The sequence below is a fragment of the Streptomyces griseorubiginosus genome, from assembly GCF_017614965.1.
GTDB classification, from domain to species: Bacteria; Actinomycetota; Actinomycetes; order Streptomycetales; family Streptomycetaceae; genus Streptomyces; species Streptomyces griseorubiginosus_B.
In genome coordinates, this window is sequence record NZ_WVUG01000127.1 from 1 (window position 1) to 23,890 (window position 23,890).

Here is a 23,890-nt window from a genome sequence, read left to right on the forward strand (position 1 = left end):
CTGGACGAGGGCTGGGCGCAGGCGTACGAGGCCGCGGTGGAGCGACTGCGCTCCGCGGGCGCCGACGTGCGCGCCCTGGACCTGACGCCCTTCACCGAGGCAGCCGCGATGCTGTACGAGGGCGCCTTCGTCGCCGAGCGCTACACAGCCGTAGGAAGATTTGTCGACAAGGCGTCAGCCGACGGCGTCGAGGGCCTCGACCCCACGGTCGCCGGCATCATCACCCGCGCCCGGGACATCCCGGCCCACCAGCTCTACGCCGACCTCGACCGCCTGGCCGCCCTCCGCTCCCGCGCCCTCGCCGAACTCTCCGACGCGGACGCCCTGCTCCTCCCCACAACCCCGGGCCACCCGACCCTTGCCGAGGTCGCCGCCGACCCCCTCGCCTCCAACGCCCGCCTGGGCCGCTTCACCAACTCGACGAACCTCTTCGACCTGGCCGCGGTCGCCGTCCCCGCAGGCTCGGTGGGGGGCCTCCCCTTCGGCGTGATGCTGATCGGCCCGGCCTTCACGGACGAACGCCTGACGAAGATCGCCGCCTCCCTCCAGCCGGAAACCCGGCTGGCCGTGGTGGGGGCCCACCTGACGGGCCAGCCCCTCAACCCCCAACTCCTGTCCCTGGGCGCCCGCTTGGACCGAACGACCACGACGGCCCCGGTCTACCGCCTGCACGCCCTGCGGACGGACCCGCCGAAGCCGGGGCTGGTGCATGTGGGCGAGGGCGGGGCCGAGATCGAGACGGAGGTGTGGCGCCTACCGGCTGAAGGGCTGGGCCAACTGCTGACGACGCTCCCCCGTCCCATGGCGCTGGGAGAGGTGGAACTGGCGGACGGTACCCGAGTTCCCGGCTTCCTCTGCGAGCCGGGGGCACTGGCGAACGCCGAGGACATCACGTCCTACGGAAGCTGGCGGTCCTATCTGAACAGACGGGAACAGCAACGCCCGTAGGGGCGCGGGGCCGTGTTGAATGTGCGGCTACCGCCGCGTGGGCGCGACCAGCCACAGACAACCCGCACCCGCCAACGAAACGTCACCCCACCGACGAGTAGGCCACAACCCCCCGCAGCAACAGCTCAACAGCCTTGCGTGCATTCTTCGCGACCGTGGACCCCTCGCCGCCGGAGACAGGGGCCGCCGCCGAGATCTGACCCAGCACGTCGATCACCTGCTTGCACCACCGCACGAAGTCCCCCGCCGGCATCTCCGCCTCCCGCAGCACCTCGTCCAGCCCCTTCCCGGAGGCCCACATGTACGCGGCCCAGGCGAAGCCGAGATCCGGCTCCCGCTGCCCGACCCCCTCGGTCTGCGTGATCCGGAAGTCCTCCTCCAGCGCGTCCAGCCGCCCCCAGATCCGCACCATCTCGCCGAGCGCGGCCTTGGCCCTGCCCGACGGCAGCTTCGGCGCCATCGCGTCGTCCCCGACCCGCGCCTCGTACACCAGCGCCGAGACACAGGCGGCGAGTTCCGCGGGAGCGAGCCCTTCCCAGACGCCCTCCCGCAGGCACTCGCTGGCCAGCAGGTCCAACTCGCCGTACAGCCGCGCCAGCCGCTTGCCGTGCTCGGTGACCTCGTCACCGCGCAGATAGTCCAGCTCGGTCAGCAGCGCCACGATACGGTCGAAGGTCCGGGCGATCGTGTTCGTCCGGCCTTCGATGCGCCGCTCCAGCTGCGAGGTGTCCCGCAGCAGGCGGTGATACCGCTCGGCCCACCGCGCGTGGTCCTCACGCTCGCTGCACCCGTGGCAGGGGTGCGCCCTGAGGGCGGTGCGCAGGCGCGCGATCTCCCGGTCGTCGGCCGCCTGCGAGCGCTTCTTCCGCGCGCGCTCCGGCGGGATGTGCCCGGCCTTGGTGCGCAGCGCGGAGGCGAGGTCGCGGCGCGACTGGGGCGAGCGCGGGTTGAACGACTTGGGGATCCGCATCCGCTCCAGCGCCTCGACCGGCACCGGGAAGTCCATCGACGCCAGGCGCTTGACCTGCCGCTCGGCGGTCAGCACCAGCGGTCGCGGCCCGTCGTGGTGCTCGAAGCCGCGGTGTCCGTTGGACCGTCCGGCCGGCAGCCCGGGATCCAGCACCAGGGCCAGACCGGCGTACTTGCCCGTCGGCACATGGATGACGTCTCCCGGCTTCAGCTTCTCCAGCGCCACCGCGGCCTCGGCGCGCCGCTCCGCGGCTCCCTGCCGGGCCAACTCGGTCTCGCGGTCCTTCAGTTCGCGCCGCAGGCGGGCGTACTCCTCGAAGTCGCCGAGGTGGCAGGTCATGGAGGCCTTGTAGCCCTCCAGGCCCTCCTCGTTGCGCTGCACCTGCCGGGAGATCCCGACGACGGACTTGTCGGCCTGGAACTGCGCGAACGACGTCTCCAGCAGCTCGCGGGAGCGGTGCCGCCCGAACTGCTCCACCAGGTTGACCGCCATGTTGTACGACGGCTTGAAGCTGGAGCGCAGCGGATAGGTGCGCGTGCCCGCGAGGCCCGCCAGGTGCTCGGGGCTCATCCCGCGCTGCCACAGGACGACGGCGTGGCCCTCGACGTCGATGCCCCGCCGGCCGGCCCGGCCCGTCAACTGGGTGTACTCGCCGGGCGTGATGTCGGCGTGCTGCTCGCCGTTCCACTTGACGAGCTTCTCCAGCACCACCGAGCGGGCGGGCATGTTGATGCCGAGCGCGAGCGTCTCCGTGGCGAACACGGCCTTCACCAGGCCGCGGACGAACAGCTCCTCGACGACCTCCTTGAACGTCGGCAGCATGCCCGCGTGATGGGCCGCTATGCCCCGCTCCAGGCCCTCCAGCCACTCGTAGTACCCGAGGACGTGCAGATCCTCGGTCGGAATGGACGCGGTGCGCTCCTCGACCAGGGCGCGCACCTTGTCCCGCGCCTCCTCGTCGTTGAGCCGGAGGCCGGCGTACAGGCACTGCTGTACGGCCGCCTCGCAGGCCGCGCGGCTGAAGATGAAGGTGATGGCGGGCAGCAGCCCCTCGGCGTCGAGCCGCTCGATGACCTCGGGACGCCCCGGTGTCCACACCCGCGAGCGCTGGCGGCGCTCCCGCTCCCGGTCCGCCTCGCGCATGGCGCGGCCGCGCCTGCGGTCCTGGTACGACGGCCGGCTCGCCTCCATGCGAGCCAGGCGCGTGAGGTCGGGGTTGACGGCCTTCTTGCTGCCCTCGCCCTCCTCGAAGAGGTCGTACATCCGGCGTCCGGCCAGCACGTGCTGGAACAGCGGCACGGGCCGGTGCTCGGAGACGATCACCTCGGTGTCGCCGCGGACGGTGTCCAGCCAGTCGCCGAACTCCTCGGCGTTGGAGACGGTCGCGGAGAGCGAGACCAGGGTCACCGACTCGGGGAGGTGGATGATCACCTCTTCCCACACGGCTCCGCGGAAGCGGTCGGAGAGGTAGTGCACCTCGTCCATGACCACGTGGCCGAGGCCGAGGAGGGTCTGCGAGCCGGCGTACAGCATGTTCCTGAGGACCTCGGTGGTCATCACGACCACCGGCGCCTCGGAGTTGACGCTGTTGTCGCCGGTGAGCAGGCCGACCTTGTCCGCTCCGTAGCGGCGGCACAGGTCGGCGTACTTCTGGTTCGACAGCGCCTTGATGGGTGTCGTGTAGAAGCACTTCTTGCCCTGCTGCAGGGCGAGGTGGACGGCGAACTCGCCCACGATCGTCTTGCCGGAGCCGGTGGGCGCGGCGACCAGTACGCCCTTGCCCGCTTCGAGTGCCCTGCAGGCCTCGATCTGGAAGGGGTCCAGACCGAAGTCGTACATCTCGCGGAAGGAGGCGAGCGCGGTGGCCTGCTCGGCAGCGCGCCTACGGGCAGCCGCGTACCGCTCGGCCGGTGAGAGGTCCTCTGTCATCGTGCTTTCGAGCGTACCGGGCCCCACTGACAACAGGACGATCATTATCCGGAACCTTGGCCGTCAAACACCGAGAGGTGCCCGCGTCCCGGTGGACGGTGGGCACCTCTCGGAGCGTGTTCGACGAGCGGGCGCTCAGGTCACGTCGTCGTAGCCGTTGACCCGGTCCGTGGTGGCCTGCTCGGGCAGTGCCCGGCTGGCCGAGACGGTCTCGACCTCGCCGATGTCCTCGGGGGTGAGGTCCAGGTCGGAGGCCTCGTCGTCGGCGGGGCCCATCTCCTCACGACGGCGCTTGCGCTTGTCGTTGAAGATCGAGAACACGACCGCGCCGAAGTACAGCACCCAGATCGGTCCGGCCAGGGCCAGCATCGACAGCGGGTCCGTGCTGGGCGTCGCGACCGCCGCGAAGACCGTGATGCCCAGGATCATCGCCCGCCACCAGCCGAGCATCCGCTTGCCGCTGAGCACCCCGGTGAGGTTGAGCATGATCAGCAGCAGGGGCAGCTCGAAGGAGAGCCCGAAGACGATCACCATGCGGGTGACGAGCTGGAGCAGGTCGTCGAGCGGGAGCAGGTTGCTCACGCCGTGCGGGGTGAAGTCGATGAGCACCTTCGCCGTGGTCGGCAGGACCTTGTACGCGAAGAAGGCGCCGCCGAAGAACAGCGGGACGCCGGTGCCGACGAACGCGTAGGCGTACTTCTTCTCGTGCTTGTGCAGACCGGGCGCGACGAAGGCCCACAGCTGGTACAGCCAGATCGGCGAGGCGAACACCACACCGGCCATGAGGGACACCTGCAGGGCCAGCGTGAAGGGCGCCAGCAGACCGTTGATCGTGATCTGGGCGCACGGGTGAGAGCTGGACTTGGACTTGGCCAGCTGCTCGAAGGTCTCCCCGCACCCGACCGAGTCCAGGACCGGCTTGGTGAGGAAGTTGATGATGTCGTTGTAGAAGAAGGCGGCGACGATCGTGATCACGACGATGGCCAGCATCGCCTTCGCGAGCCGGTTGCGGAGCTCGCGAAGGTGGTCCGCAAGGGGCATCCGCCCCTCGGGATCCTTCTCCTGTTTGCGGGCAGACTTGGGCAACCCACGTCCTCATCTCGTGCGGCAGGCCGGAGGTGTCCGGCCCTGCATCAGGCCTTGGTGGAGTCCGTCGGCTCGGTGACCGGGCGCGAGCTGGTCACGTCGCCGGGGGCGGCCTGGATGGTGCGCTGAGCGGGGGGCTGCTCGCCGTTGTTCGGCGGGCCGGCCGGGGTGGCCGTGCTGTTGCCCTCCTCCTTCATCGCCTTCGCCTCGCTCTTGAGGATGCGGGCGGACTTGCCGAGCGAGCGCGCCATGTCGGGAAGCTTCTTCGCGCCGAACAGCAGGACGATGACGACGAGGATGAGAATGATCTCGGGGGCGCCGAGCCTTCCGAACATAAGTCTTTACCTTCTCACCGAGGCGGCTGGGGTGGGGTGCTGTCCGGCCGGTCGGACACTTGTCCGGTCGACCGTGTTGCCAGCGATCGTAACGCTCAGGGGTAAACGTGAGGCAATCCCCGTGCGTACTCCCGGTCCGCGGTCCGGGCCTCGTTCTCCGGGCCGCGACCAGCAGCGTACCCGTGACGGTGGCTCCGGTGACAGGTCGAAGCGACCCGAACCGCCTGCGGCGCAGGACTCACAGGGCTCGCACAGCGGCACTCACAGGGAGTCCACGGCCCGCGCAGTGCTCACCGCGGCCCGCTCCAGGTCCTCGGCGGCCCGGTTGATCCGCCGCGCCGAGTCGCTGACCTGCCGGCCCAGACGCTGTGCCTCCACAAAGACCCGGACAGCGAACACCCCCAGGACGGCGAGACCCAGAAAACCCATGGCTACCGCGAACATCGGCCAGAACATGACGCCGAGACTAGACCTTTCTACGGCGTGTGCAGCCGCAGGGTCCTGACCCCGCCGCCGGTGAGCAGTTCCACGATCCGCTCCCCGGCCGGCTTGCGCACCGCGGCTCCGCAGTCCGGGCAGGTGAAGGAGTAGAACGTGGAGCGGCTGGTGGCGCCGATGGCCAGTCTGAGGGCGCCCGCGGTGAGCTCGAAGCTGCCCCGGCAGTCCGGGCAGCCCGCCTTGAACACCACCGGGGCCACACTTCTCATCCCGGCGAAGGCGGCCGCCACCGACATGCCCCGCACACCCGACACCGACGACTCGCTCACAGCCCTTGCTCCCTTGTCCCTGGTCGTTCGCGTCCGGAGCGCCTCGGCCGAAACCGAGGGGCGACCGTGCCCACCCTTCGGGCGCTCGCCCCCGGCACCGGCGCCTCCGGCTCACTCCCGCCTGTCGTGAACCGAGTGCTCCTGATCCGTGCTCTGCGCCTCGACCCCGTCGTACGCCGCCAGTGCCGCACGGGCCGCGCGGCGGGCGCTGGCGGCGAGGTCGGGCGGGGAGACGATCCGGCCGTCACGGCCCAGCCGCAGGGCCAGCCGCCGCAGCGACGCGGGGTCGGGGGTGCGCAGGGTAATACGCAGCCCGCCGTCCGGAAGCTCATCGGCGCTGTCGTGCGGGTAGTACTCGGCGACCCAGCGGCCGCCCGGGCCGACCTCGACGACGACCTCCGGGTCCTCGGCGGCCGGCTGGACCAGCCCCTCGGACAGGTCCCTGAGCTCTATCTCGGGCGGCGCGGACGGCTCGTCCAGGATCTTGATCTCGGCGACCCGGTCGAGCCGGAAGGTGCGGCGCGCCTCGGAGCGGCGGCACCAGGCCTCCACGTAGGTGTGCCCGACGCTCACCAGGCGGATGGGGTCGATCTCCCGCTCGGTGACCTCGTCGCGGGCCGGCGAGTAGTAGCGGATCCACAGCCGCCGGCGCTCGGAGATGGCCCGGTCGACGTCCGCGAAGACCCCGCCCTCGGCCTCGAAGGTCACCGACAGGCGGGCGCTGGCCCCGGCCGCCTCGCCCGCCGCGGTCTCCACCTTGGCGGTGGCCCGCAGCAGCGCCTGCCGGTCGCTCTCGCGCAGGCCCGGCAGCGTGGACACCGCGCGGGCGGCCACGAGCAGCGCGGTCGCCTCGTCGGCGGCGAGACGCAGCGGCTCGGCGGTCTCCTCGCCGAGGGCGGCCGGGTTGTGCCACCAGATGCGCTCGCCGTCGGTGTCGATGTCGAGGAGATCACCGCCGCGGAAGCTGGTGCCGCACATGGGCAGCACGTCGAGGTCGGAGACCAGCTCGTCCTCGGTGATGCCGAAGGCGCGCGCCACGTCCTCGACCCTGGCCCCGGGGCGCTCCTTCAGGTAGGTCACCAGGGAGAGCATCCGCCGGGTCTGGTCGATGGCGTTGACGGGCCTGACCGGTTTGCCTGCCACTGTCCTGCTCCGCTCCCCCTCAGCCCTTGGCCACGGCCCGCAGCCGGTCCACGACGTCCGCCCGCAGCTCGGCCGGCTCGAGGACCACCACGTCCGGACCGAACTCCACCAGCCAGGCGTCCAGCCCGTGCCCGTACGGAATCTCCAACTCGTCCCACCCGTCGCCGAGTTCCCGCACCGAGGTGGCCTTCGCCCGAAGGGGGTACCCGGCGTCCGCGCGCAGCCGGATCAGCGCGGAGCGGTCGGCCGTCTCCCCCGCCCAGCTCGCGACCGTCTCACGGACGGTGACGACGTCGGGGATCTCGGCGGTGAACCGTCCGCTGCGACTGCGGACCTTGCCGGTGATCCGCGACAGCCGGAAGACCCGCTCGGCACCCCGGTCGCGGTCGAAACCGGCCAGATACCAGTGGCCGCGCCAGCACTCCAGCGCCCACGGCTCGACATGCCGGGGCTCGGGGTGGGCGGCGTTGGCCTTGCGGTAGTCGAAGACGACCGGCCGGCGGTCGCGGCAGGCCAGCATCAGCGGCTCGAAGGCGGCCTCGTGCACGGGGATGCGCGGCTCCAGGGCGCCGTGGGCCTCGTACGGGTCGACGTCCTCGGGCAGTCCCGCCGCGCGCAGCTTCTGCAGGGCACCGCTGGCCGCGCCGGCGAGCCGGGCCTGCTGCCACACCTTGGCGGCAAGACCCAGGGCGGCCGCCTCCTCGGCGTCGAGCGTGATGGGCGGCAGACGGTTGCTGTCCCGGCGGGCCAGATAGCCGGTCTCGCCGTCGAGGTTCTCCACCGTCTCGATGACCAGGCCGAGTTCACGCAGGTCGTCCTTGTCCCGCTCGAACATGCGGCTGAAGGCGTCCTCCGAATTGGCCTCCAGATAGGCCTCGATGGACTCGCGCAGCTCACGCTTGCTCAGCGGCCGCCGCGTCCCGAGCAGGCACAGCGCCAGGTTCATCAGCCGCTCGGCCTTGGCAATGGCCATCGACGCCCTTCGCCTCCCTATGGTCCTTTACGACGATGACCGTACCGCCCCGAAGTGGCGTGGCAAAAGCCGAGGGCCCATGCCCGAGCAGGCATGGGCCCCAGGTGATCGGGTCCGGTCGGATCCGACGGTCAGACGGCGACCAGGTCGACCACGAAGATCAGGGTCTCGCCCGGCTTGATCGCCGGGGTCGGGCTCTGGTTGCCGTAGGCGAGGTGCGCCGGGATGGTCAGCTGACGACGGCCGCCGACCTTCATGCCCTGCACGCCCAGGTCCCAGCCCTTGATGACCCGGCCGCCGCCCAGCGGGAAGCGGAAGGGAGTGCCGCGGTTCCAGCTCGCGTCGAACTCCTCGCCGGTGCTGAAGGCGACGCCCACGTAGTGGACGGTGACGGTCTGGCCCGCCTGCGCCACCGCGCCGTCGCCCTCCCAGATGTCCTTGATCTCGAGGTCCGCCGGGGGCTCGCCGCCCGGGAAGTCGATCTCGGGCTTCTCGATGCTCACGTCTCTAGCTCCTGCTTGTCTGCGGAAAGGCAACACGCACAGTCTTACATCACCGGCGGGTCACATCTTGGCCAGGATGTCGACCGAGAAGACCAGCACCGAGTCCTTCTTCAGGCCGCTGCCCGCCGGCGGGTTGTCGCCGTAGCCCAGCTTGGGCGGGATGACGATCAGGACACGGCTGCCGACCTTCTTGCCGGTCAGACCCTGCGCCCAGCCCTTGACCACCTGCTGCAACGAGAACGACGTCAGCGCCTTGCGGCTGTACGTCGAGTCGAACTCCTTGCCGCTGTCCAACACCACGCCCTTGTACTGCACGAGCACGGTGTCCTTCGCGCCGACCACGTCGCCGTCGCCCTCGATGACGTACTTCGCCACCAGCCCGGTCGGCGCGGTCGCCTTGGGGATGTCGATCGAGGGGGCCTTGCCGTCGGTGTTGGTGCCGATCTTCGGCAGCTTGGCATCGCTCTGCGGGACGTCGGCGCCCTTGGCGGAGCTGGTCGCGTTGAACGCTCCCTGGATGTCGGCGACGAAGACCAGCGTGTCGGTGCCCTTGATACCGGCCTGCGCGTTCCCCGTCGTGCCGTATCCCCAGGTGGGGGGCACCGAGAACAGGACGCGGCTGCCGACCTTCTTGCCGGTCAGGGCGTAGCGCCAGCCGTCGATGATGCTGCCCTGGGCGAGCTGGATGAGCAGCGGGGTCTTGCGGTCGTAGGAGTTGTCGAAGACCTTCGCGGTGTCCCAGACCTGGCCGAGGTAGTGGGCCTGGATGTAGTCGTTCTCCGCGACGGTCTTGCCGCTGCCCGCGATGACCGTCTTCACGGCGAGCTGCTTCGAGGGGTCGCCGCTGCCCTTGGCGACGGTCGGCTTCGTGCCGAACGCCGTGCCCGCCGTGATGGCCGGCAGCGGGCCGTCGACGATCTTCGGCGGTGGCGCGGCGGAGGTGGCCTGCGCCGAGGGCGACGCGCTGTCGCTCGCCTTGCTCGAGTCGGACTTCTTGTCGTCGCCGCATCCGGCGAGCGTGACCAGTCCTGCGGGTACGGCGATGAGTAGGGAGCGTCGGCGCACGGTGGGGGCCTCGTATCGATCGATCTTGGTTGATTGGCGTGCGCGCAACTCTACGGCGTGAGAAGGGCGCCGCACGGAAAACGTGCGGCGCCCGTGTTGCGTTCCGGTGTTCACCGGAACGTGTTGCTCACATACCGGCGATCAGCTTCTCCACCCGGTCGTCCACCGACCGGAACGGGTCCTTGCACAACACCGTGCGCTGGGCCTGGTCGTTGAGCTTGAGGTGGACCCAGTCGACGGTGAAGTCCCGGCGCTGTTCCTGGGCCCTGCGGATGAAGTCGCCGCGCAGCCGGGCCCGAGTGGTCTGCGGCGGAACGGACTTGCCCTCGAAGATCTTCAAGTCGTTGCAGATACGGGCCGCTTGGCCCTTCTTCTCGAGCAGGTAGTACAGGCCACGACGGCGGTGGATGTCGTGGTAGGCGAGGTCTATCTGCGCGACCCGCGGGTGCGACATGGTCATGTTGTGCTTGGCCCGGTACCGCTCGATGAGCTTGTACTTCATGACCCAGTCGATCTCGGTGCCGATCCGGTCGAGGTCCTCGGCCTCGATCGCGTCCAGCGTGCGGCCCCACAGCTCCAGGACCTGCTCCACGGTGCCGGTGCGGATGCCGCGGCGCTCGCAGAAGTCCACGGCCTTCTCGTAGTACTCGCGCTGCACCTCCAGGGCGGAGGCCTCGCGGCCGCTGGCCAGGCGCACCTTGCGCCGGCCGGTGATGTCGTGGCTGACCTCGCGGATCGCCCGGATCGGGTTCTCCAGGGTCAGGTCGCGCATCACGGTGCCCGCCTCGATCATGCGCAGCACCAGGTCGGTGGCGCCGACCTTGAGCAGCATGGTCGTCTCGGACATGTTCGAGTCGCCCACGATGACGTGCAGCCGGCGGTAGCGCTCGGCGTCCGCGTGCGGTTCGTCGCGGGTGTTGATGATCGGCCTCGAGCGGGTCGTCGCCGAGGAGACGCCCTCCCAGATGTGCTCCGCGCGCTGGCTGACGCAGTAGACGGCCCCGCGCGGGGTCTGCAGCACCTTGCCCGCTCCGCACAGCAGCTGCCGCGTGACCAGGAACGGGATGAGGATGTCCGCCAGCCGGGAGAACTCCCCGTGCCGGGCGACGAGATAGTTCTCGTGGCAGCCGTAGGAGTTGCCGGCCGAGTCGGTGTTGTTCTTGAAGAGGTAGACGTCGCCCGCGATTCCTTCCTCGTGCAGGCGTCGTTCGGCGTCTACCAGGAGTCCTTCCAGAATGCGTTCGCCGGCCTTGTCGTGGGTGACCAGTTCGGTCACGTTGTCACATTCGGGTGTCGCGTATTCCGGATGTGAGCCCACGTCGAGATAGAGGCGGGCGCCGTTTCGCAGAAAGACATTGCTGCTGCGGCCCCATGACACGACACGGCGGAAGAGGTACCGCGCCACCTCGTCGGGAGACAGGCGGCGCTGTCCCCTGAACGTACATGTGACGCCGTACTCGTTCTCCAGCCCGAAAATGCGGCGGTCCATGAGTGAACATTACGCCCGATCCCCTGAACTGAAACGGGGTTCGGCCGCACGGTTTGGATCATTTTCCGATGAAGCCGCAACGACCGCCCGCCCGGCGGGAGCTGCGAGGACCCGCCCGGTGGCCAGCAGAACCAGCAGCGACACGCCCCCGGCGACACCGGGCACGGCGAAGCCCCACAGGGCCCCTCCGGCCTCGACGACCGGCCCCGCGAGGCCCGTTCCGACCGAGGCTCCGACGGTGAACGTCGTCACCAGCCAGGAGAACGCCTCCGTGACCGTCCCGCTCGGCGCGTGCCGGTCGACCAGCACGAAAGCGCAGGCTATGCAGGGCGCCAGGAACACCCCCGCCAGCACGGTGAGCAGCACCATGGCGACCGCGCCCGGCATCAGCGTCAGCGGCAGATAACACACCGCCAGAAGCGCCACCAGCACCCGTAGTCGCCGGGCTGGCTCACCGGTCCACCGCCGCGCCCCGTACGCGGTGCCGCCGATCAGCGCCCCCAGCCCGAGGGCGGCCATCAGCCAGCCGTACACGGCGTCACCGCCGTGGTCGTCCGCGTAGGGCACCGAGGCCACCGTGATGGAGCCCAGCGCCATGCCCACGAACAGCAGCGCGCCCAGCAGGACCAGCAGTCCCGGCGAGCGCAGGGCACCGAGCCAGTGCGCCTCGCGCGGCGCCGAGCGCCACGCGCGCGAAGGCGGCGAGACGACCACGGACAGGGCTCCCAGCACGCCGACGGCGTTCAGGATCAGCAGTGCCGCCTCGGCCGACCACAGGGAGACGCAGAGCGTCACCAGCAACGGGCCGACGGTGAACATCACTTCCTGCGCCACCGCGTCCATGGCGTACGCCGTGTGCACCTGCTCCTCCCGGCCCAGCACCGAGGGCCACAGGGCCCGCAGACCGCCCTCCAGGGGCGGTGTCAGCAGCCCGGCGGCCGCCACGCACGCGTAGGCGAGCGGAAGGGGGTGGGTGCCCGTGACGGCGAACCCGGCCATGGCGAGGGCCGAGGCGAGCGCGGCGGGCAGCTGGACGCGCGGCTGCCCGTGCAGGTCCACCAGCCGCCCCAGGACCGGCTGGCCGACCGCGTTGGCGACGCCGTACACGGCCGCCAGCCCGCCCGCGAGGCCGTACGTGCCGCCCTCCGCGCGCACGAACAGCACGATCGCGATGGCGGCCGTGGCATTGGGCAGCCGGCCCACCAGCGTGCCCGTGAGAAGGCGCGCCGCGTGCCTCGCCCTGAGGATCTCCAGGTATCCCGCGGCCATGCCCGCCTCCAAGTGTTACGTATAACCCCGTCTCTCATACGTACCATGTGCGCTGTTCACACGTCCAGACAGGACGTCCACACAGGACATCCAGACAGAAGGAGCGACCCACGGTGGCACGCAGCGGCACGCGCCCGACCAGCCGTGACGTCGCACAGGCGGCCGGAGTGTCCCAGGCCGCCGTCTCACTCGTCCTCGGCGACAAATGGCGCGGACGGGTCTCCGAAGCCACCGCCGAACGAGTACGGGAAGCCGCACGCGAACTCGGGTACCGGCCGAACCTCGCCGCCCGCAACCTGCGCCTCGGCCACACCCGCACCGTCCTCCTGGTCGTCCCGGCCCTCACCACCGAGTTCTTCGCCGGCGTCTACACGGGCGCCGCACGCGTCGCCGCCGACCACGGCTTCGGCGTCGTCCTCTACCCCTCCCCCGAAGGCATCGGCCCGGCCAGGGACCCCTTCGCCTCCGCCCAGGCAGCCCTCGACGGCGTCATCGCCTCCTCCATGGCCGCCGACGCCCTCAGCGCCATCCGCGGCGACCAACTGCCCCTGGTGATGCTCGACAGCGACCCCGAGGGCAGCCTGGGCGCCGCCACGGTCAACCTCGACATCACCGACGGCGTACGCCAGGTCGCCGAACACCTGCTGAACCTCGGCCACCGGCGCTTCCTGCACCTGGCCGCGGACGTGCCCTCCTGGACCTTCGACGTACGCGCGCGTGAACTCGCCACCCGCGTCGCCGCCGTACCCGGCACCTCGCTGCGCACGACCCGCGCACCGATCACCATCGACGACGCCCGCACAGCCGCCGAAACGGCCCTCTCCGCCCCCGGACCCCGGCCCACCGCCCTGGTCTGCGACGACGACAAACTCGCCGCAGGCGCCTACAAAGCGGCCCGACGGCTCGGCCTGCGCATCCCCGACGACCTCTCCGTCACCGGCCTCGACGACCTCGCCCTCGCCACCGCCCTAGACCCCGAACTCACCACCGTCCGCCTGGACGCGGAACTGTTCGGCGAGCACGGCATGCGAGCCCTCCTGGCCGTCCTGGACGGCCGCGAGCCCGACGCCGGCGACATCCCCGTCGAACTGGTTGTACGAGGCTCCACAGCGCCGCCCAGCGGCCCCTGAACGCCCTGTGCCCCGGCCGCGTCGACGGCCGGGGCACACAAGGGTGAGAAACGGAGCGAGGCGGACTACTCCTCGTCGGAGCCCTCCGTGCTGCTCTCCGCCTCGGTGGACGCCCCGTCCGCCTCCAGCAGCCGGGACAGCTGACGGCCGACGATGCGCTTGAACTTACGGGCCTGCGGACGCGTACGGTCCAGCACCGCCACCTCCAGACGCTCCGCAGGGATCTCCCGCTGCGTCCCGTTCGACTCCCGGGACAAGGCCTTCACCGCCAGCTTCAGCCCCTCCGCGAGGCTCATGCCCTCCCGGTGCTCCTGGTCCAGGTAGTTGCTGATCAACTCCGCGTTGCCGCCGACCGCGACCGAGCCGTGCTCGTCCACGATCGAACCGTCGTGCGGAAGACGGTAGATCTGATCACCGTCCGGGGTCTCACCGACCTCGGCCACCACCAGCTCCACCTCGTACGGCTTCTCGCCCGCCGAGGAGAAGATCGTGCCCAGCGTCTGGGCATAGACGTTGGCCAGACCACGAGCGGTCACGTCGTCACGGTCATAGGTGTAACCACGAAGATCGGCATACCTCACACCACCGATCCGCAGATTCTCGTACTCGTTGTACTTGCCGGCGGCCGCGAAGCCGATCCGGTCGTAGATCTCGCTGAACTTGTGCAGCGCGCGGGACGGGTTCTCGCCGACGAAGACGATGCCGTCGGCATACTGCAGCACGACCAGGCTGCGACCACGGGCGATGCCCTTGCGGGCGTACTCCGCCCGGTCGGCCATGGCCTGCTGGGGTGAGACATAGAACGGCGTCGACACCGGTTATCCGTCCCTTTCTGTCGAGGTCAACTGGATCACCTTCACAAGAAACCGGTCGCCCGCTACAGCAGCGCGGCCCGCGGACCGTCGGGCTGCTCGAGGCGCCGCTCCAGGATCGAGCGGGCGATCTCGGAGGACTCGTCCTCGGTGAGCCGACGGAAACCGTCCTCGGTGATCACGGTGACAATCGGGTAGATCCGGCGGGCGACATCGGGACCACCGGTCGCCGAGTCGTCGTCTGCCGCGTCGTAGAGAGCCTGCACCACCAGCGTGGTCGCCTGCTCCTCGGACAGGTCGTCACGGAACAGCTTCTTCATGGCACCGCGCGCGAAGATCGAACCGGAGCCCGTCGCCGCGTAGCCGTGCTCCTCACTGCGGCCGCCCGTCACGTCGTAGGAAAAGATGCGGCCCTTCTCGCGGTCCACGTCATAACCGGCGAAGAGCGGGACCACGGCCAGGCCCTGCATGGCCATGCCGAGGTTGGAACGGATCATGGTCGACAGCCGGTTCGCCTTGCCCTCCAGCGACAGCTGCGCGCCCTCGACCTTCTCGAAGTGCTCCAGCTCCAGCTGGAACAGCTTGACCATCTCCACGGCGAGACCGGCGGTGCCGGCGATGCCGACGGCCGAGTACTCGTCGGCGGGGAAAACCTTCTCGATGTCGCGCTGGGCGATCACATTGCCCATGGTGGCCCGGCGGTCACCGGCGAGCACGACCCCGCCCGGGAACGTGACGGCGACGATGGTCGTCCCGTGCGGCGCCTCGATCACACCCTGCGTCGGGGGCAGTTGCCGGTTGCCCGGCAGCATCTCCGGCTGGTGCTCGGACAGGAAGTCCATGAAGGACGAGGACCCAGGCGTCAGGAAGGCAGCTGGTAGACGCCCGGTGCTACGAGTGTTGGCTTCCACGCGATTCCTTCCACATAAGCAGCAGCCCGCCTTATGGCATCGGGCCGATCCTTGAACTGCCCCAGTGCGGCGTTGCAGCTGAAGCACAGTACGCCTCGGACCCTACCCGTCTTGTGGCAGTGATCCACATGCTCCGGTACAGCCGCCAAACATATGCAGCAGACGCCCCCTTGAGAGGCAACCAACGCGTCCCGCTCGGCTTCGGTGATGCCGTACTGCCGCTTCAGGTGGTCCTGCCGACTCTGAATCGCCCGGCACGCCTTGCAGCGTGTCGAGAGGCCGTCAGAAGCGGTCGCGTTGCGGTGCCATTCACTGTGCGGCTTCACTTCTCCGCACGTCCGACAGAGCTTGTGACCGGCAGGAACATCCGCCTTCTCGCGCACCGGTTTACCAAGGGCCTCCCGGCGGCGCCGGTAGTGCGCAGCGCTGTACGCCGCCACGCACTTCCGGCAGTCCACCTGGAGGCCATCACGCCGATTCTTGTCTCGCGCGAATGCCGCAAGAGGCAGGTCCAGCTTGCACTTCCTGCATTGCTTCGCGCTCGGCTCGCCAGCCAATCCCATCCCCCGCAACCTTCAATTCTAAGGCTAGGTGGCTTGTGAGCCTTTACTCTCCACCCTTTTGCACGAAGGAGCGCACGAAATCCTCGGCATTTTCCTCGAGTACATCATCGATCTCGTCCAGGACGGAGTCCACGTCGTCGCTCAGCTTCTCGTGGCGCTCCTTCAGGTCCTCGGAGCCCTGCGCCTCTGTCGCCTGCTCCTCGACCTCCTCCGTGGAGCGCGTCGCCTTCTGCTGGCCGCCGCCGGTGTCCTTGGTCGCCATAACCCTCACCCCGCTCGGTTCGACGTTCTTGATCAGACCCTACAAGCAGGGTCCGACATCGGCCCCGCATTCCCTCAACGTACGGGGACCACCTCGATGATTCCCTTACGCCGACTTTTCCACCCTGCCGGGCGGAGACGGCCCGGGTACCCGCTCAGCCGCCCGACAGCACCCTGACCAGGTCTTCCGCGGTGCGGCAGCGGTCCAGGAGCTCCTTGACGTGATTTCGCGTTCCGCGAAGCGGTTCGAGGGTTGGGACGCGCTGGAGCGAGTCCCGTCCCGGGAGGTCGAAGATCACGGAGTCCCAGGAGGCGGCCGCGACGTCGTCCGCGTACTGCTCGAGGCAGCGTCCGCGGAAATAGGCGCGGGTGTCCTCCGGCGGCTTCGTGCGGGCCTGCTCGACCTCGTCCTCGGTCAGCAGCCGCTTGATGCGTCCGCGGGCCGCCAGCCGGTTGTAGAGGCCCTTCTCGGCCCGTACGTCGGCGTACTGCAGGTCGAGGAGGTGGAGCTTGGCGGCGTCCCAGTCGAGGCTGTCACGGCGCCGGTAGCCCTCCATGAGCTCCCGCTTGGCGACCCAGTCGAGCTCGCCGGCCAGGCTCATGGGGTCGTTCTCCAGGCGGTTGAGGGTGTCCTCCCAGCGGGCGAGGACGTCCTTGGTCTGTTCGTCCGCGTCGGCCCCGAAGCGCTCCTCGACGTACTTGCGGGACAGCTCGTAGTACTCCATCTGGAGTTGGACCGCGGTGAGTGTGCGGCCGCTGCGGAGGGTGACCAGGCGCTTGAGCGTGGGGTCGTGGGAGACCTGGTGGAGGGTGCGGACGGGCTGGTCCACGGCCAGGTCTACGGCGATGAAGCCGTCTTCGATCATGGACAGGACCAGGGCGGTCGTGCCCAGCTTGAGGTAGGTGGAGATCTCGGAGAGGTTGGCGTCGCCGATGATCACGTGCAGGCGGCGGTATTTCTCCGCGTCCGCGTGGGGCTCGTCGCGGGTGTTGATGATGGGGCGCTTGAGCGTGGTCTCGAGGCCGACCTCGACCTCGAAGTAGTCGGCGCGCTGGCTGAGCTGGAAGCCGTGTTCGTGGCCGTCCTGGCCGATGCCGACGCGGCCGGCGCCGGTGACGACCTGGCGGGAGACGAAGAAGGGTGTGAGGTGGCGCACGATGTCCGAGAAGGGGGTTTCCCGCTTCATCAGGTAGTTCTCGTGCGTGCCGTAGGAGGCGCCCTTGTTGTCGGTGTTGTTCTTGTAGAGGTGGATCGGCTGGGCGCCGGGGAGCTGGGCCGCGCGTTCGGCGGCCTCGGCCATGATGCGTTCGCCGGCCTTGTCCCAGAGGACGGCGTCGCGGGGGTTGGTGACCTCGGGCGCGCTGTACTCGGGGTGTGCGTGGTCGACGTAGAGTCGTGCGCCGTTGGTGAGGATCACGTTGGCGAGGCCGATGTCCTCGTCGGTGAGCTGGCTGGCGTCGGCGGCCTCGCGTGCGAGGTCGAAGCCCCGTGCGTCGCGCAGCGGGTTCTCCTCCTCGAAGTCCCAGCGGGCCCGGCGGGCCCGGTGCATCGCCGCCGCGTAGGCGTTGACGATCTGGGACGAGGTGAGCATGGCATTGGCGTTCGGGTGGCCGGGGACGGAGATGCCGTACTCCGTCTCGATGCCCATTACTCGCCGTACGGTCATGCGGCCCTCCTTGCCCGGCGGCGCCCTCGGTCGGGGACGCCGCTCAAGTACCGCTGGCGCTCCGGTGCGTGTGCGGTGCCCGTCCCCGCACTGCGCGACTCGGCGGTACCGAAGAGCCTAGAACGGCTTTGCGCTGGTGGGGAGATCATTTGCGTCATTGCCTTGCTCGCCTTTACCCGCGAGTGGTCGCCTGAAAAACAGTCGGCTGCGGGTACCCCGTTGTGGGCACCCGCAGCCGCCCTGTGTTTACAGGTACTGACCGGTGTTCGCCACCGTGTCGATGGAGCGTCCGGTGTCCGCGCCCTGCTTTCCGGTGATGAGGGTACGGATGTAGACGATCCGCTCGCCCTTCTTTCCGGAGATCCTGGCCCAGTCGTCCGGGTTGGTGGTGTTGGGCAGGTCCTCGTTCTCCTTGAACTCGTCCACGCATGCCTGGAGGAGGTGGGAGACGCGCAGGCCCTTCTGGTTGTGGTCGAGGAAGTCCTTGATCGCCATCTTCTTGGCGCGGCCGACGATGTTCTCGATCATGGCGCCGGAGTTGAAGTCCTTGAAGTAGAGGACTTCCTTGTCACCGTTGGCGTAGGTGACCTCCAGGAAGCGGTTTTCCTCGGATTCCGCGTACATGTGCTCGACGGCCGTCTGGATCATGCTTTCGACGGTGGTCGTCTTGCTGCCGCCGTGTTCGCCGAGGTCGTCGGCGTGCAGCGGGAGGCGTTCTGTGAGGTACTTGCCGAAGATGTCCTTGGCGGCCTCGGCGTCGGGGCGTTCGATCTTGATCTTCACGTCGAGGCGGCCGGGGCGCAGGATGGCGGGGTCGATCATGTCCTCGCGGTTGGAGGCGCCGATGACGACCACGTTCTGCAGGCCTTCGACACCGTCGATCTCGGCGAGCAGCTGGGGGACGATGGTGTTCTCCACGTCGGAGCTGACGCCGGAGCCGCGGGTGCGGAAGAGGGATTCCATCTCGTCGAAGAAGACGATGACGGGGGTGCCCTCGCTGGCCTTCTCCCGGGCGCGCTGGAAGACGAGGCGGATCTGCCGCTCGGTCTCGCCGACGTACTTGTTCAGCAGCTCGGGGCCCTTGATGTTGAGGAAGAAGCTCTTGCCCTGGGCCTGGCCGGTGACTTCGGCGACCTTCTTGGCCAGCGAGTTGGCGACGGCCTTGGCGATGAGCGTCTTTCCGCATCCGGGGGGCCCGTACAGCAGCACGCCCTTGGGCGGCCGCAGTTCGTGCTCCTTGAACAGGTCGGGGTAGAGGTACGGCAGCTCGACCGCGTCGCGGATGGCTTCGATCTGGCCGCCGAGGCCGCCGATCTGCTCGTAGCCGATGTCGGGTACTTCTTCGAGGACGAGTTCCTCGACCTCGCTCTTCGGAACGATCTCGTAGACGTAGCCGGAACGGGGTTCGAGCAGCAGGGCGTCGCCGGGGCGGATGGTGACGTCCAGCAGCGGCTCGGCGAGCCGTACCACCCGTTCCTCGTCGGTGTGCCCGAGCACCAGGGCGCGCTCGCCGTCCTCGAGGATCTCCTTGAGGGTGACGATGTCCCCGACGCGCTCGAACTCCATGGCTTCGACCACGTTGAGCGCTTCGTTGAGCATCACTTCCTGGCCGCGTCGGAGCTCTTCGAGGTCGACGCTGGGGCTGACGTTCACCCGGAGCTTGCGGCCGCCGGTGAAGATGTCGGCCGTGCCGTCCTCGTTCGCTGCGAGGAAGACTCCGAAGCCGGCCGGCGGCTGTGCGAGCCGGTCGACCTCCTCCTTGAGGGCCACGATCTGGTCGCGGGCCTCACGGAGCGTGTTGGCGAGTCGCTCGTTCTGGGCGGACACGCCGGCCAGGTTGGTCTGCAGCTCGACGATCCGCTCTTCGAGAATCCTCGTGTGTCGCGGAGAGTCGGCGAGCTTGCGTCGCAGGACGGCGATCTCCTGCTCAAGGTAGGCAATCTGCCCGGCCGGGTCGTCGGACCCGCGTCCCGGGCGGATGCCGCGGTTCATGTCGTCGTCGTGGGCTGCCACGGTCCTCACCTCCTCCAAGGGGAGCTGGACGCTTCCAGACCCTACCTGGGTGGGTGTCGATTGAAACCCCTAGATCACAAAGACGGTAGGGGTGTGTCCGATCTTCACCCTTGCGCTCTCCCTCACGCCAGGGGAATACCCACCGAACATGATTGGAAAGCTGCCGGAGGTAGGGTCACAGTGTTCAACACCCGTCAGAGCTGGCCGGATTCCCGTCGGCTCGACTTGTAAACGGCAGGAGAGATGAGCGTGCAGCAGGAGGCCGTGGCCGACGGCGGGGAACTGGAGGTCTGGATCGACCAGGACCTGTGTACCGGCGACGGCATCTGTGCGCAGTACGCGCCCGAGGTGTTCGAGCTGGACATCGACGGTCTGGCCTATGTGAAGGGCGCGGGTGACGAGCTGTTGCAGGCGCCGGGAGCCACAACGCCCGTGCCGTTGCCGCTTCTCACGGATGTCGTGGATTCGGCGAAGGAATGTCCGGGTGAGTGCATTCATGTCCGCCGTGTTGCGGACGGGGTCGAGGTCTACGGTCCGGACGCTGAGTGAGGTAACGGGTACGAGCCGTTACGACTGTCTGATTTCTCACATGCGTGGGTAGCGGGTTCTCAGACGCTGTGGGTACCGGCGGGTGTCGAGCGCACGAACGAGCCGTTCTTCCACTGCCACTTCACGTGGTCGGTGAGGTCGGGGCAGCAGCGGGGCACGTCGTCGGAGGAGTAGCCGAAGACGGTCGCGGTGACGGCTCCGTCGCGGACCGCGAAGTCACTCACCGTGTCGCCGGTCTTGGGGGCGAGGAGGGTGGCGACCACGCGGGGCTTGCCGTCGGAGGCGCGTGTGATGACGTAGACGCCGTCGGGCGGGGTGCCCATGGGGGCGTCGCAGTGCACGACCGCGACGGTCTCGGGGTTGCCGTCGCCGTCCAGGTCCCCGCTGGCCTTCTTCCGTACGACCGCCTTCACCGGACCGCAGGCGATCGGGAAGTCCAGGCCTGCCGTGCCGGGCGCGGTGGCCGTGTGCGCGGCCTTGGTGCGCGGGCCGGCCGGCTGGGCCGCCGTGGCCGGGTTGGACTGCAGGAGCGAGGAGAGCGCCATCACTCCGGCGACGGCCGCGGCGGTGGCGACCCAGTGGATCGGGCGGGTCTGGGTGTGCGCGAGTTCCGGAACGGCGGATTGCTGCACTAGGAGCGTCTCCTGGGAGGGCTGTGCCGGTGGGGGTGGCCTGCATCGTGCCACACGTCACAGTGCGGTGGAACGCCGGGGTCCGGGGTGACGAACACGGGGGCGCCCGGATCGTACGGTTTGTGGCGGGGTGTCAAGCAAAAGGCGCTGCGGCGTAGTTCCGTATGGTTTCCGGGAACTCCGCCGCAGCGCCGACACGTTGACTGCGGTACGCGGTCGCGTCAGCGGCCGCCGCCTTCGGCGTTGGGTCCGGCGTAGTCCTCGCCGTAGGCGCCCTTGGCGGGCCGGCGGCGGCGCATGGGGGGCTCGACGCCGTCGGCGAGGCGGCGGGCGGTGAGCAGGAAGCCGGTGTGGCCGATCATCCGGTGGTCGGGGCGGACGGCCAGGCCCTCGATGTGCCAGTTGCGGATCATCGTCTCCCAGGCGGTCGGCTCGTTGAAGCAGCCGATCTCACGGATGGACTCGACGGTCCGGGCGAGCTGGGTGGTGGTGGCGACGTAGCAGCACAGGATGCCGCCGGGGACCAGTGCCTTGGAGACGGCCTCCAGGCACTCCCAGGGGGCGAGCATGTCGAGGATGACGCGGTCGACGTCGGTGTCGGACAGGTTGTCCTGGAGGTCGCCGACGGTGAGCTGCCAGGCGGGGTGCGGGCCGCCGAAGTAGCGCTCGACGTTCTGCTGGGCGATCTCAGCGAAGTCCTCGCGGCGCTCGTAGCTGTGCAGCATGCCCTGGTCGCCGATGGCGCGCAGCAGGAAGCTGCTGAGCGAGCCGGAGCCGACGCCGGCCTCCACGACGCGGGCGCCGGGGAAGATGTCCGCGAAGGCGAGGATCTGCCCGGCGTCCTTGGGGTAGACGACGGCGGCCCCGCGGGGCATGGACAGGACGTAGTCGGGGAGCAGGGGGCGCAGCGCGAGGTAGGCGACGTTACCGGTGGTGCGGACAACGCTGCCCTCGGGAGCGCCGATCAGTTCGTCGTGCGGGAAGGAACCCTTGTGGGTGTGGAAGTTCTTCCCGTCCTCGAGCGTGAACGTGTAGTGGCGGCCCTTGGGGTCGGTCAGCTGTACCTGGTCCCCGACCTTGAAGGGCCCGCGCCTGCGGGCGGCACCGGTCGGTTCGGACATGTGAACAGCCTACCGGGGTTTGGGGAGGCAGCCGACCACTAGGACGGTCTGGCCATCGCCTTCACGAAGGCGCGCTCCACGTCCGCCGCCGACAGCACGCCGTAGATCTCGCCGGTCTCCTCCACGACCAGGTACTCGGTGGCGGGGGTCGCGCGCAGGGCGTCCAGCAGGTCCTCGCCCGCCAGTTCCGCCGAGACGCGCATGCCGTCGGTGAGTTCCTGGGCGAGGCCGCTGACCGCGACCCAGGGGCGGCGGTGTTCCGGTACGCCGACGATGGCGGCCTCGCGGACCAGGGAGAGGGGGGCGCCGTCGGAGTCGACGACGACCAGGGCGCGGGCGCCGGCGGCGTTGGCGCGGCGCAGGGCCTCGGAGAGGGGGGTGTCGGTCTCCACGGGGACGGCGCGCCGGGTGAGGTTGCGGGCGCGCAGCTCCGGGAGGTGCTCCCGCAGGCGGGCCATACGGAGGCTGTTGCCGGCGCCGGTCCAGATGATCGCGGCGAGGATCGCGGCGAGCAGGGCGTCGGTGACGGTGTCCATGCCGACGCTGTCCTCGGCGGTGGAGCCGAGCGCGCCGGACTGGGTGAGCAGCGGGAGGCCGATCAGTACGGAGACGGCGAGCGCGCGGCCGACCCAGGCGGCGGCGATGGTGCCGCTCATGGGTTTGCCGGTGATCTTCCAGACGACGGCGCGGAGCATACGGCCGCCGTCCAGGGGGAGACCGGGCAGGAGGTTGAAGGCGGCCACGATCAAGTTGGAGATCATCAGGCCGGCCAGCAGGACGCCGGGGACGGTGCCGGGCTCGACGGGTTGCAGGGCGACGTAGAAGATCCCGGCGAGGACGAGGGAGAGCAGGGGCCCCACGAAGGCCAGCACGAACTCCCTGCCGGGGGTCTCGGCCTCCTTCTCGATCTCGGAGACGCCGCCGAAGAACTGGAGCTGGATGCGGCGGACGGGGAGCTTGAAGCGGAGCGCGGCGACCGTGTGGGCGAGTTCGTGGACGAGGACGGAGGCGTAGAAGGCGACGGCGAAGAAGAGGGAGACGAGGTAGCGGGCGGCGCCGAGTTCGGGCAGCACCCGGTCGAGCTGTCCGCCGAACACCCAGGTGATCAACGCGGCCACGAGGAACCAGCTGGGGGCGACGTAGACGGGCACCCCGAACGGACGGCCCATGAGGAGCCCGCCCCTCGGGGACTCGGGCCGCTGGGGCGGAGGGTTCTTGACACCGCCGTGGGCGACGGCCCGGTCGGGGTGGGTGTCCGGGCCGTGGTCGGGGCGCGCGCCGAGGTCGTGGCCTGCGTGGTCGGTGCGCGCGGCCGGCCGCTCCGGGTGCGCGTCGTGAGCGGCGTGGGGGCCGTGCTCGGGGCGGTCGGTGCGGTGACCGGGTGCGTGGTCCTGGTCGCCGGGCGCCTCGGGGGCGCGCTGGTCGCCGGTGGCGTGGGGGGCTTCGGCGGCGGACTTCGGCCCGTCAGGGGCGCTCGCACCGTGCGGGGAGGCGCCGTGGCCGTCCCTCACTGGGGACTCCGCGCTGTCGCCGGCCTCGGGCTCGCTCTCCGCGGACCCGCTGCCCTCTTCCCCGGTATGCGCACGCGGATCCACACCGCTGTCGCTGCCGTCGCTGCCGTCGGCGGCGCGCTTCTCCGCGTGGGTCCCGTCCTGTTCCTCGGTCGTTGGTGTCCCCGTGCTGTTGTCCATCCGCGGGTCCCCCTCGGCCGGTTTCCTCGTCGTGGCGGGTCGGTCGGTCGGGGTGGATGAGGG

Annotated in this window: 23 protein-coding genes; 3 read left to right on the forward strand and 20 right to left on the reverse strand. The window is 69.6% G+C overall.

Annotated elements, in window-relative coordinates; translation table 11 throughout:
• Window positions 1-948, forward strand: a 948-nt coding sequence (locus GRC12_RS23220) for an allophanate hydrolase-related protein (protein WP_244373638.1), incomplete at its 5' end; no start/stop codon positions are given.
• 82 nt (window positions 949-1,030) lie between these two features.
• Here GRC12_RS23220 and GRC12_RS23225 read toward each other — a convergent pair.
• The 11 genes from GRC12_RS23225 to GRC12_RS23275 form a co-directional block, all read right to left on the reverse strand.
• Window positions 1,031-3,892 carry a DEAD/DEAH box helicase gene (locus GRC12_RS23225; RefSeq protein ID WP_208781300.1) on the reverse strand — a complete coding sequence of 954 codons (2,862 nt, stop codon included), beginning with the start codon at window positions 3,890-3,892 and terminating at the stop codon, window positions 1,031-1,033.
• A 90-nt stretch (window positions 3,893-3,982) separates the two neighbouring features.
• Window positions 3,983-4,933 carry a twin-arginine translocase subunit TatC gene (tatC, locus tag GRC12_RS23230; RefSeq protein ID WP_208781301.1) on the reverse strand — a complete coding sequence of 317 codons (951 nt, stop codon included), beginning with the start codon at window positions 4,931-4,933 and terminating at the stop codon, window positions 3,983-3,985.
• A gap of 47 nt (window positions 4,934-4,980) precedes the next feature.
• Window positions 4,981-5,268, reverse strand: coding sequence for a Sec-independent protein translocase subunit TatA (tatA, locus tag GRC12_RS23235; protein ID WP_133045015.1), 288 nt, complete (start codon window positions 5,266-5,268; stop codon window positions 4,981-4,983).
• Between the two features lie 261 nt (window positions 5,269-5,529).
• Window positions 5,530-5,724: a hypothetical protein gene (locus GRC12_RS23240; RefSeq protein ID WP_208781302.1), complete on the reverse strand. Its 195-nt coding sequence runs from the start codon at window positions 5,722-5,724 to the stop codon at window positions 5,530-5,532.
• Between the two features lie 20 nt (window positions 5,725-5,744).
• On the reverse strand, window positions 5,745-6,035 hold the full coding sequence (locus GRC12_RS23245; protein WP_208781303.1) for a hypothetical protein: 291 nt from the start codon (window positions 6,033-6,035) through the stop codon (window positions 5,745-5,747).
• A gap of 111 nt (window positions 6,036-6,146) precedes the next feature.
• The gene (locus GRC12_RS23250; RefSeq protein WP_208781304.1) at window positions 6,147-7,178 is read right to left on the reverse strand and encodes a helix-turn-helix transcriptional regulator; all 1,032 of its coding nucleotides are present in this window, start codon (window positions 7,176-7,178) and stop codon (window positions 6,147-6,149) included.
• Between the two features lie 19 nt (window positions 7,179-7,197).
• Window positions 7,198-8,151: a helix-turn-helix transcriptional regulator gene (locus tag GRC12_RS23255; protein ID WP_208781305.1), complete on the reverse strand. Its 954-nt coding sequence runs from the start codon at window positions 8,149-8,151 to the stop codon at window positions 7,198-7,200.
• A gap of 131 nt (window positions 8,152-8,282) precedes the next feature.
• The gene (locus GRC12_RS23260) at window positions 8,283-8,654 is read right to left on the reverse strand and encodes an FKBP-type peptidyl-prolyl cis-trans isomerase (RefSeq protein ID WP_030945962.1); all 372 of its coding nucleotides are present in this window, start codon (window positions 8,652-8,654) and stop codon (window positions 8,283-8,285) included.
• 60 nt (window positions 8,655-8,714) lie between these two features.
• Complete coding sequence (locus GRC12_RS23265; protein ID WP_208781306.1) at window positions 8,715-9,719, reverse strand: FKBP-type peptidyl-prolyl cis-trans isomerase; 1,005 nt, start codon at window positions 9,717-9,719, stop codon at window positions 8,715-8,717.
• A 127-nt stretch (window positions 9,720-9,846) separates the two neighbouring features.
• A complete protein-coding gene (pafA, locus tag GRC12_RS23270) occupies window positions 9,847-11,208 on the reverse strand; it encodes a Pup--protein ligase (RefSeq protein ID WP_028801611.1) in 1,362 nt (453 codons plus the stop codon).
• Between the two features lie 9 nt (window positions 11,209-11,217).
• Window positions 11,218-12,477: an MFS transporter gene (locus GRC12_RS23275; protein ID WP_208781307.1), complete on the reverse strand. Its 1,260-nt coding sequence runs from the start codon at window positions 12,475-12,477 to the stop codon at window positions 11,218-11,220.
• Between the two features lie 113 nt (window positions 12,478-12,590).
• On the opposite strand from GRC12_RS23275, the gene GRC12_RS23280 reads away from it, so the two are divergent.
• Window positions 12,591-13,607: a LacI family DNA-binding transcriptional regulator gene (locus GRC12_RS23280; RefSeq protein ID WP_208781308.1), complete on the forward strand. Its 1,017-nt coding sequence runs from the start codon at window positions 12,591-12,593 to the stop codon at window positions 13,605-13,607.
• A gap of 65 nt (window positions 13,608-13,672) precedes the next feature.
• Here the strand turns inward: GRC12_RS23280 and prcA are convergent, their stop codons facing one another.
• From prcA to arc, 6 genes are all read right to left on the reverse strand, one after another.
• Window positions 13,673-14,422, reverse strand: a complete 750-nt coding sequence (gene prcA, locus GRC12_RS23285) for a proteasome subunit alpha (RefSeq protein WP_208781309.1) — start codon at window positions 14,420-14,422, stop codon at window positions 13,673-13,675.
• Window positions 14,423-14,484: 62 nt separating this feature from the next.
• Entirely contained in the window at window positions 14,485-15,330 is an 846-nt protein-coding gene (gene prcB, locus GRC12_RS23290; RefSeq protein ID WP_208781310.1) for a proteasome subunit beta, read from the reverse strand.
• Window positions 15,282-15,893 carry an endonuclease VII domain-containing protein gene (locus GRC12_RS23295; protein ID WP_208781311.1) on the reverse strand — a complete coding sequence of 204 codons (612 nt, stop codon included), beginning with the start codon at window positions 15,891-15,893 and terminating at the stop codon, window positions 15,282-15,284. Before GRC12_RS23295 ends, prcB begins: the two co-directional genes overlap by 49 nt.
• A 43-nt stretch (window positions 15,894-15,936) precedes the next feature.
• Window positions 15,937-16,155, reverse strand: coding sequence for a ubiquitin-like protein Pup (locus tag GRC12_RS23300; protein ID WP_133913474.1), 219 nt, complete (start codon window positions 16,153-16,155; stop codon window positions 15,937-15,939).
• A 154-nt stretch (window positions 16,156-16,309) separates the two neighbouring features.
• On the reverse strand, window positions 16,310-17,821 hold the full coding sequence (gene dop / locus GRC12_RS23305) for a depupylase/deamidase Dop (protein WP_358604262.1): 1,512 nt from the start codon (window positions 17,819-17,821) through the stop codon (window positions 16,310-16,312).
• A gap of 246 nt (window positions 17,822-18,067) precedes the next feature.
• The gene (gene arc, locus GRC12_RS23310) at window positions 18,068-19,834 is read right to left on the reverse strand and encodes a proteasome ATPase (protein ID WP_133045027.1); all 1,767 of its coding nucleotides are present in this window, start codon (window positions 19,832-19,834) and stop codon (window positions 18,068-18,070) included.
• Between the two features lie 243 nt (window positions 19,835-20,077).
• Here arc and GRC12_RS23315 point away from each other — a divergent pair, with 243 nt between their 5' ends.
• A complete protein-coding gene (locus tag GRC12_RS23315) occupies window positions 20,078-20,383 on the forward strand; it encodes a ferredoxin (protein WP_208781312.1) in 306 nt (101 codons plus the stop codon).
• Between the two features lie 59 nt (window positions 20,384-20,442).
• Here the strand turns inward: GRC12_RS23315 and GRC12_RS23320 are convergent, their stop codons facing one another.
• The 3 genes from GRC12_RS23320 to GRC12_RS23330 form a co-directional block, all read right to left on the reverse strand.
• Window positions 20,443-21,015, reverse strand: coding sequence for a hypothetical protein (locus tag GRC12_RS23320; RefSeq protein ID WP_208781313.1), 573 nt, complete (start codon window positions 21,013-21,015; stop codon window positions 20,443-20,445).
• Window positions 21,016-21,236: 221 nt separating this feature from the next.
• Complete coding sequence (locus tag GRC12_RS23325; RefSeq protein ID WP_208781314.1) at window positions 21,237-22,136, reverse strand: tRNA (adenine-N1)-methyltransferase; 900 nt, start codon at window positions 22,134-22,136, stop codon at window positions 21,237-21,239.
• 38 nt (window positions 22,137-22,174) lie between these two features.
• Window positions 22,175-23,731, reverse strand: coding sequence for a site-2 protease family protein (locus tag GRC12_RS23330; protein ID WP_208781315.1), 1,557 nt, complete (start codon window positions 23,729-23,731; stop codon window positions 22,175-22,177).
• Between the last annotated feature and the right edge of the window lie 159 nt (window positions 23,732-23,890).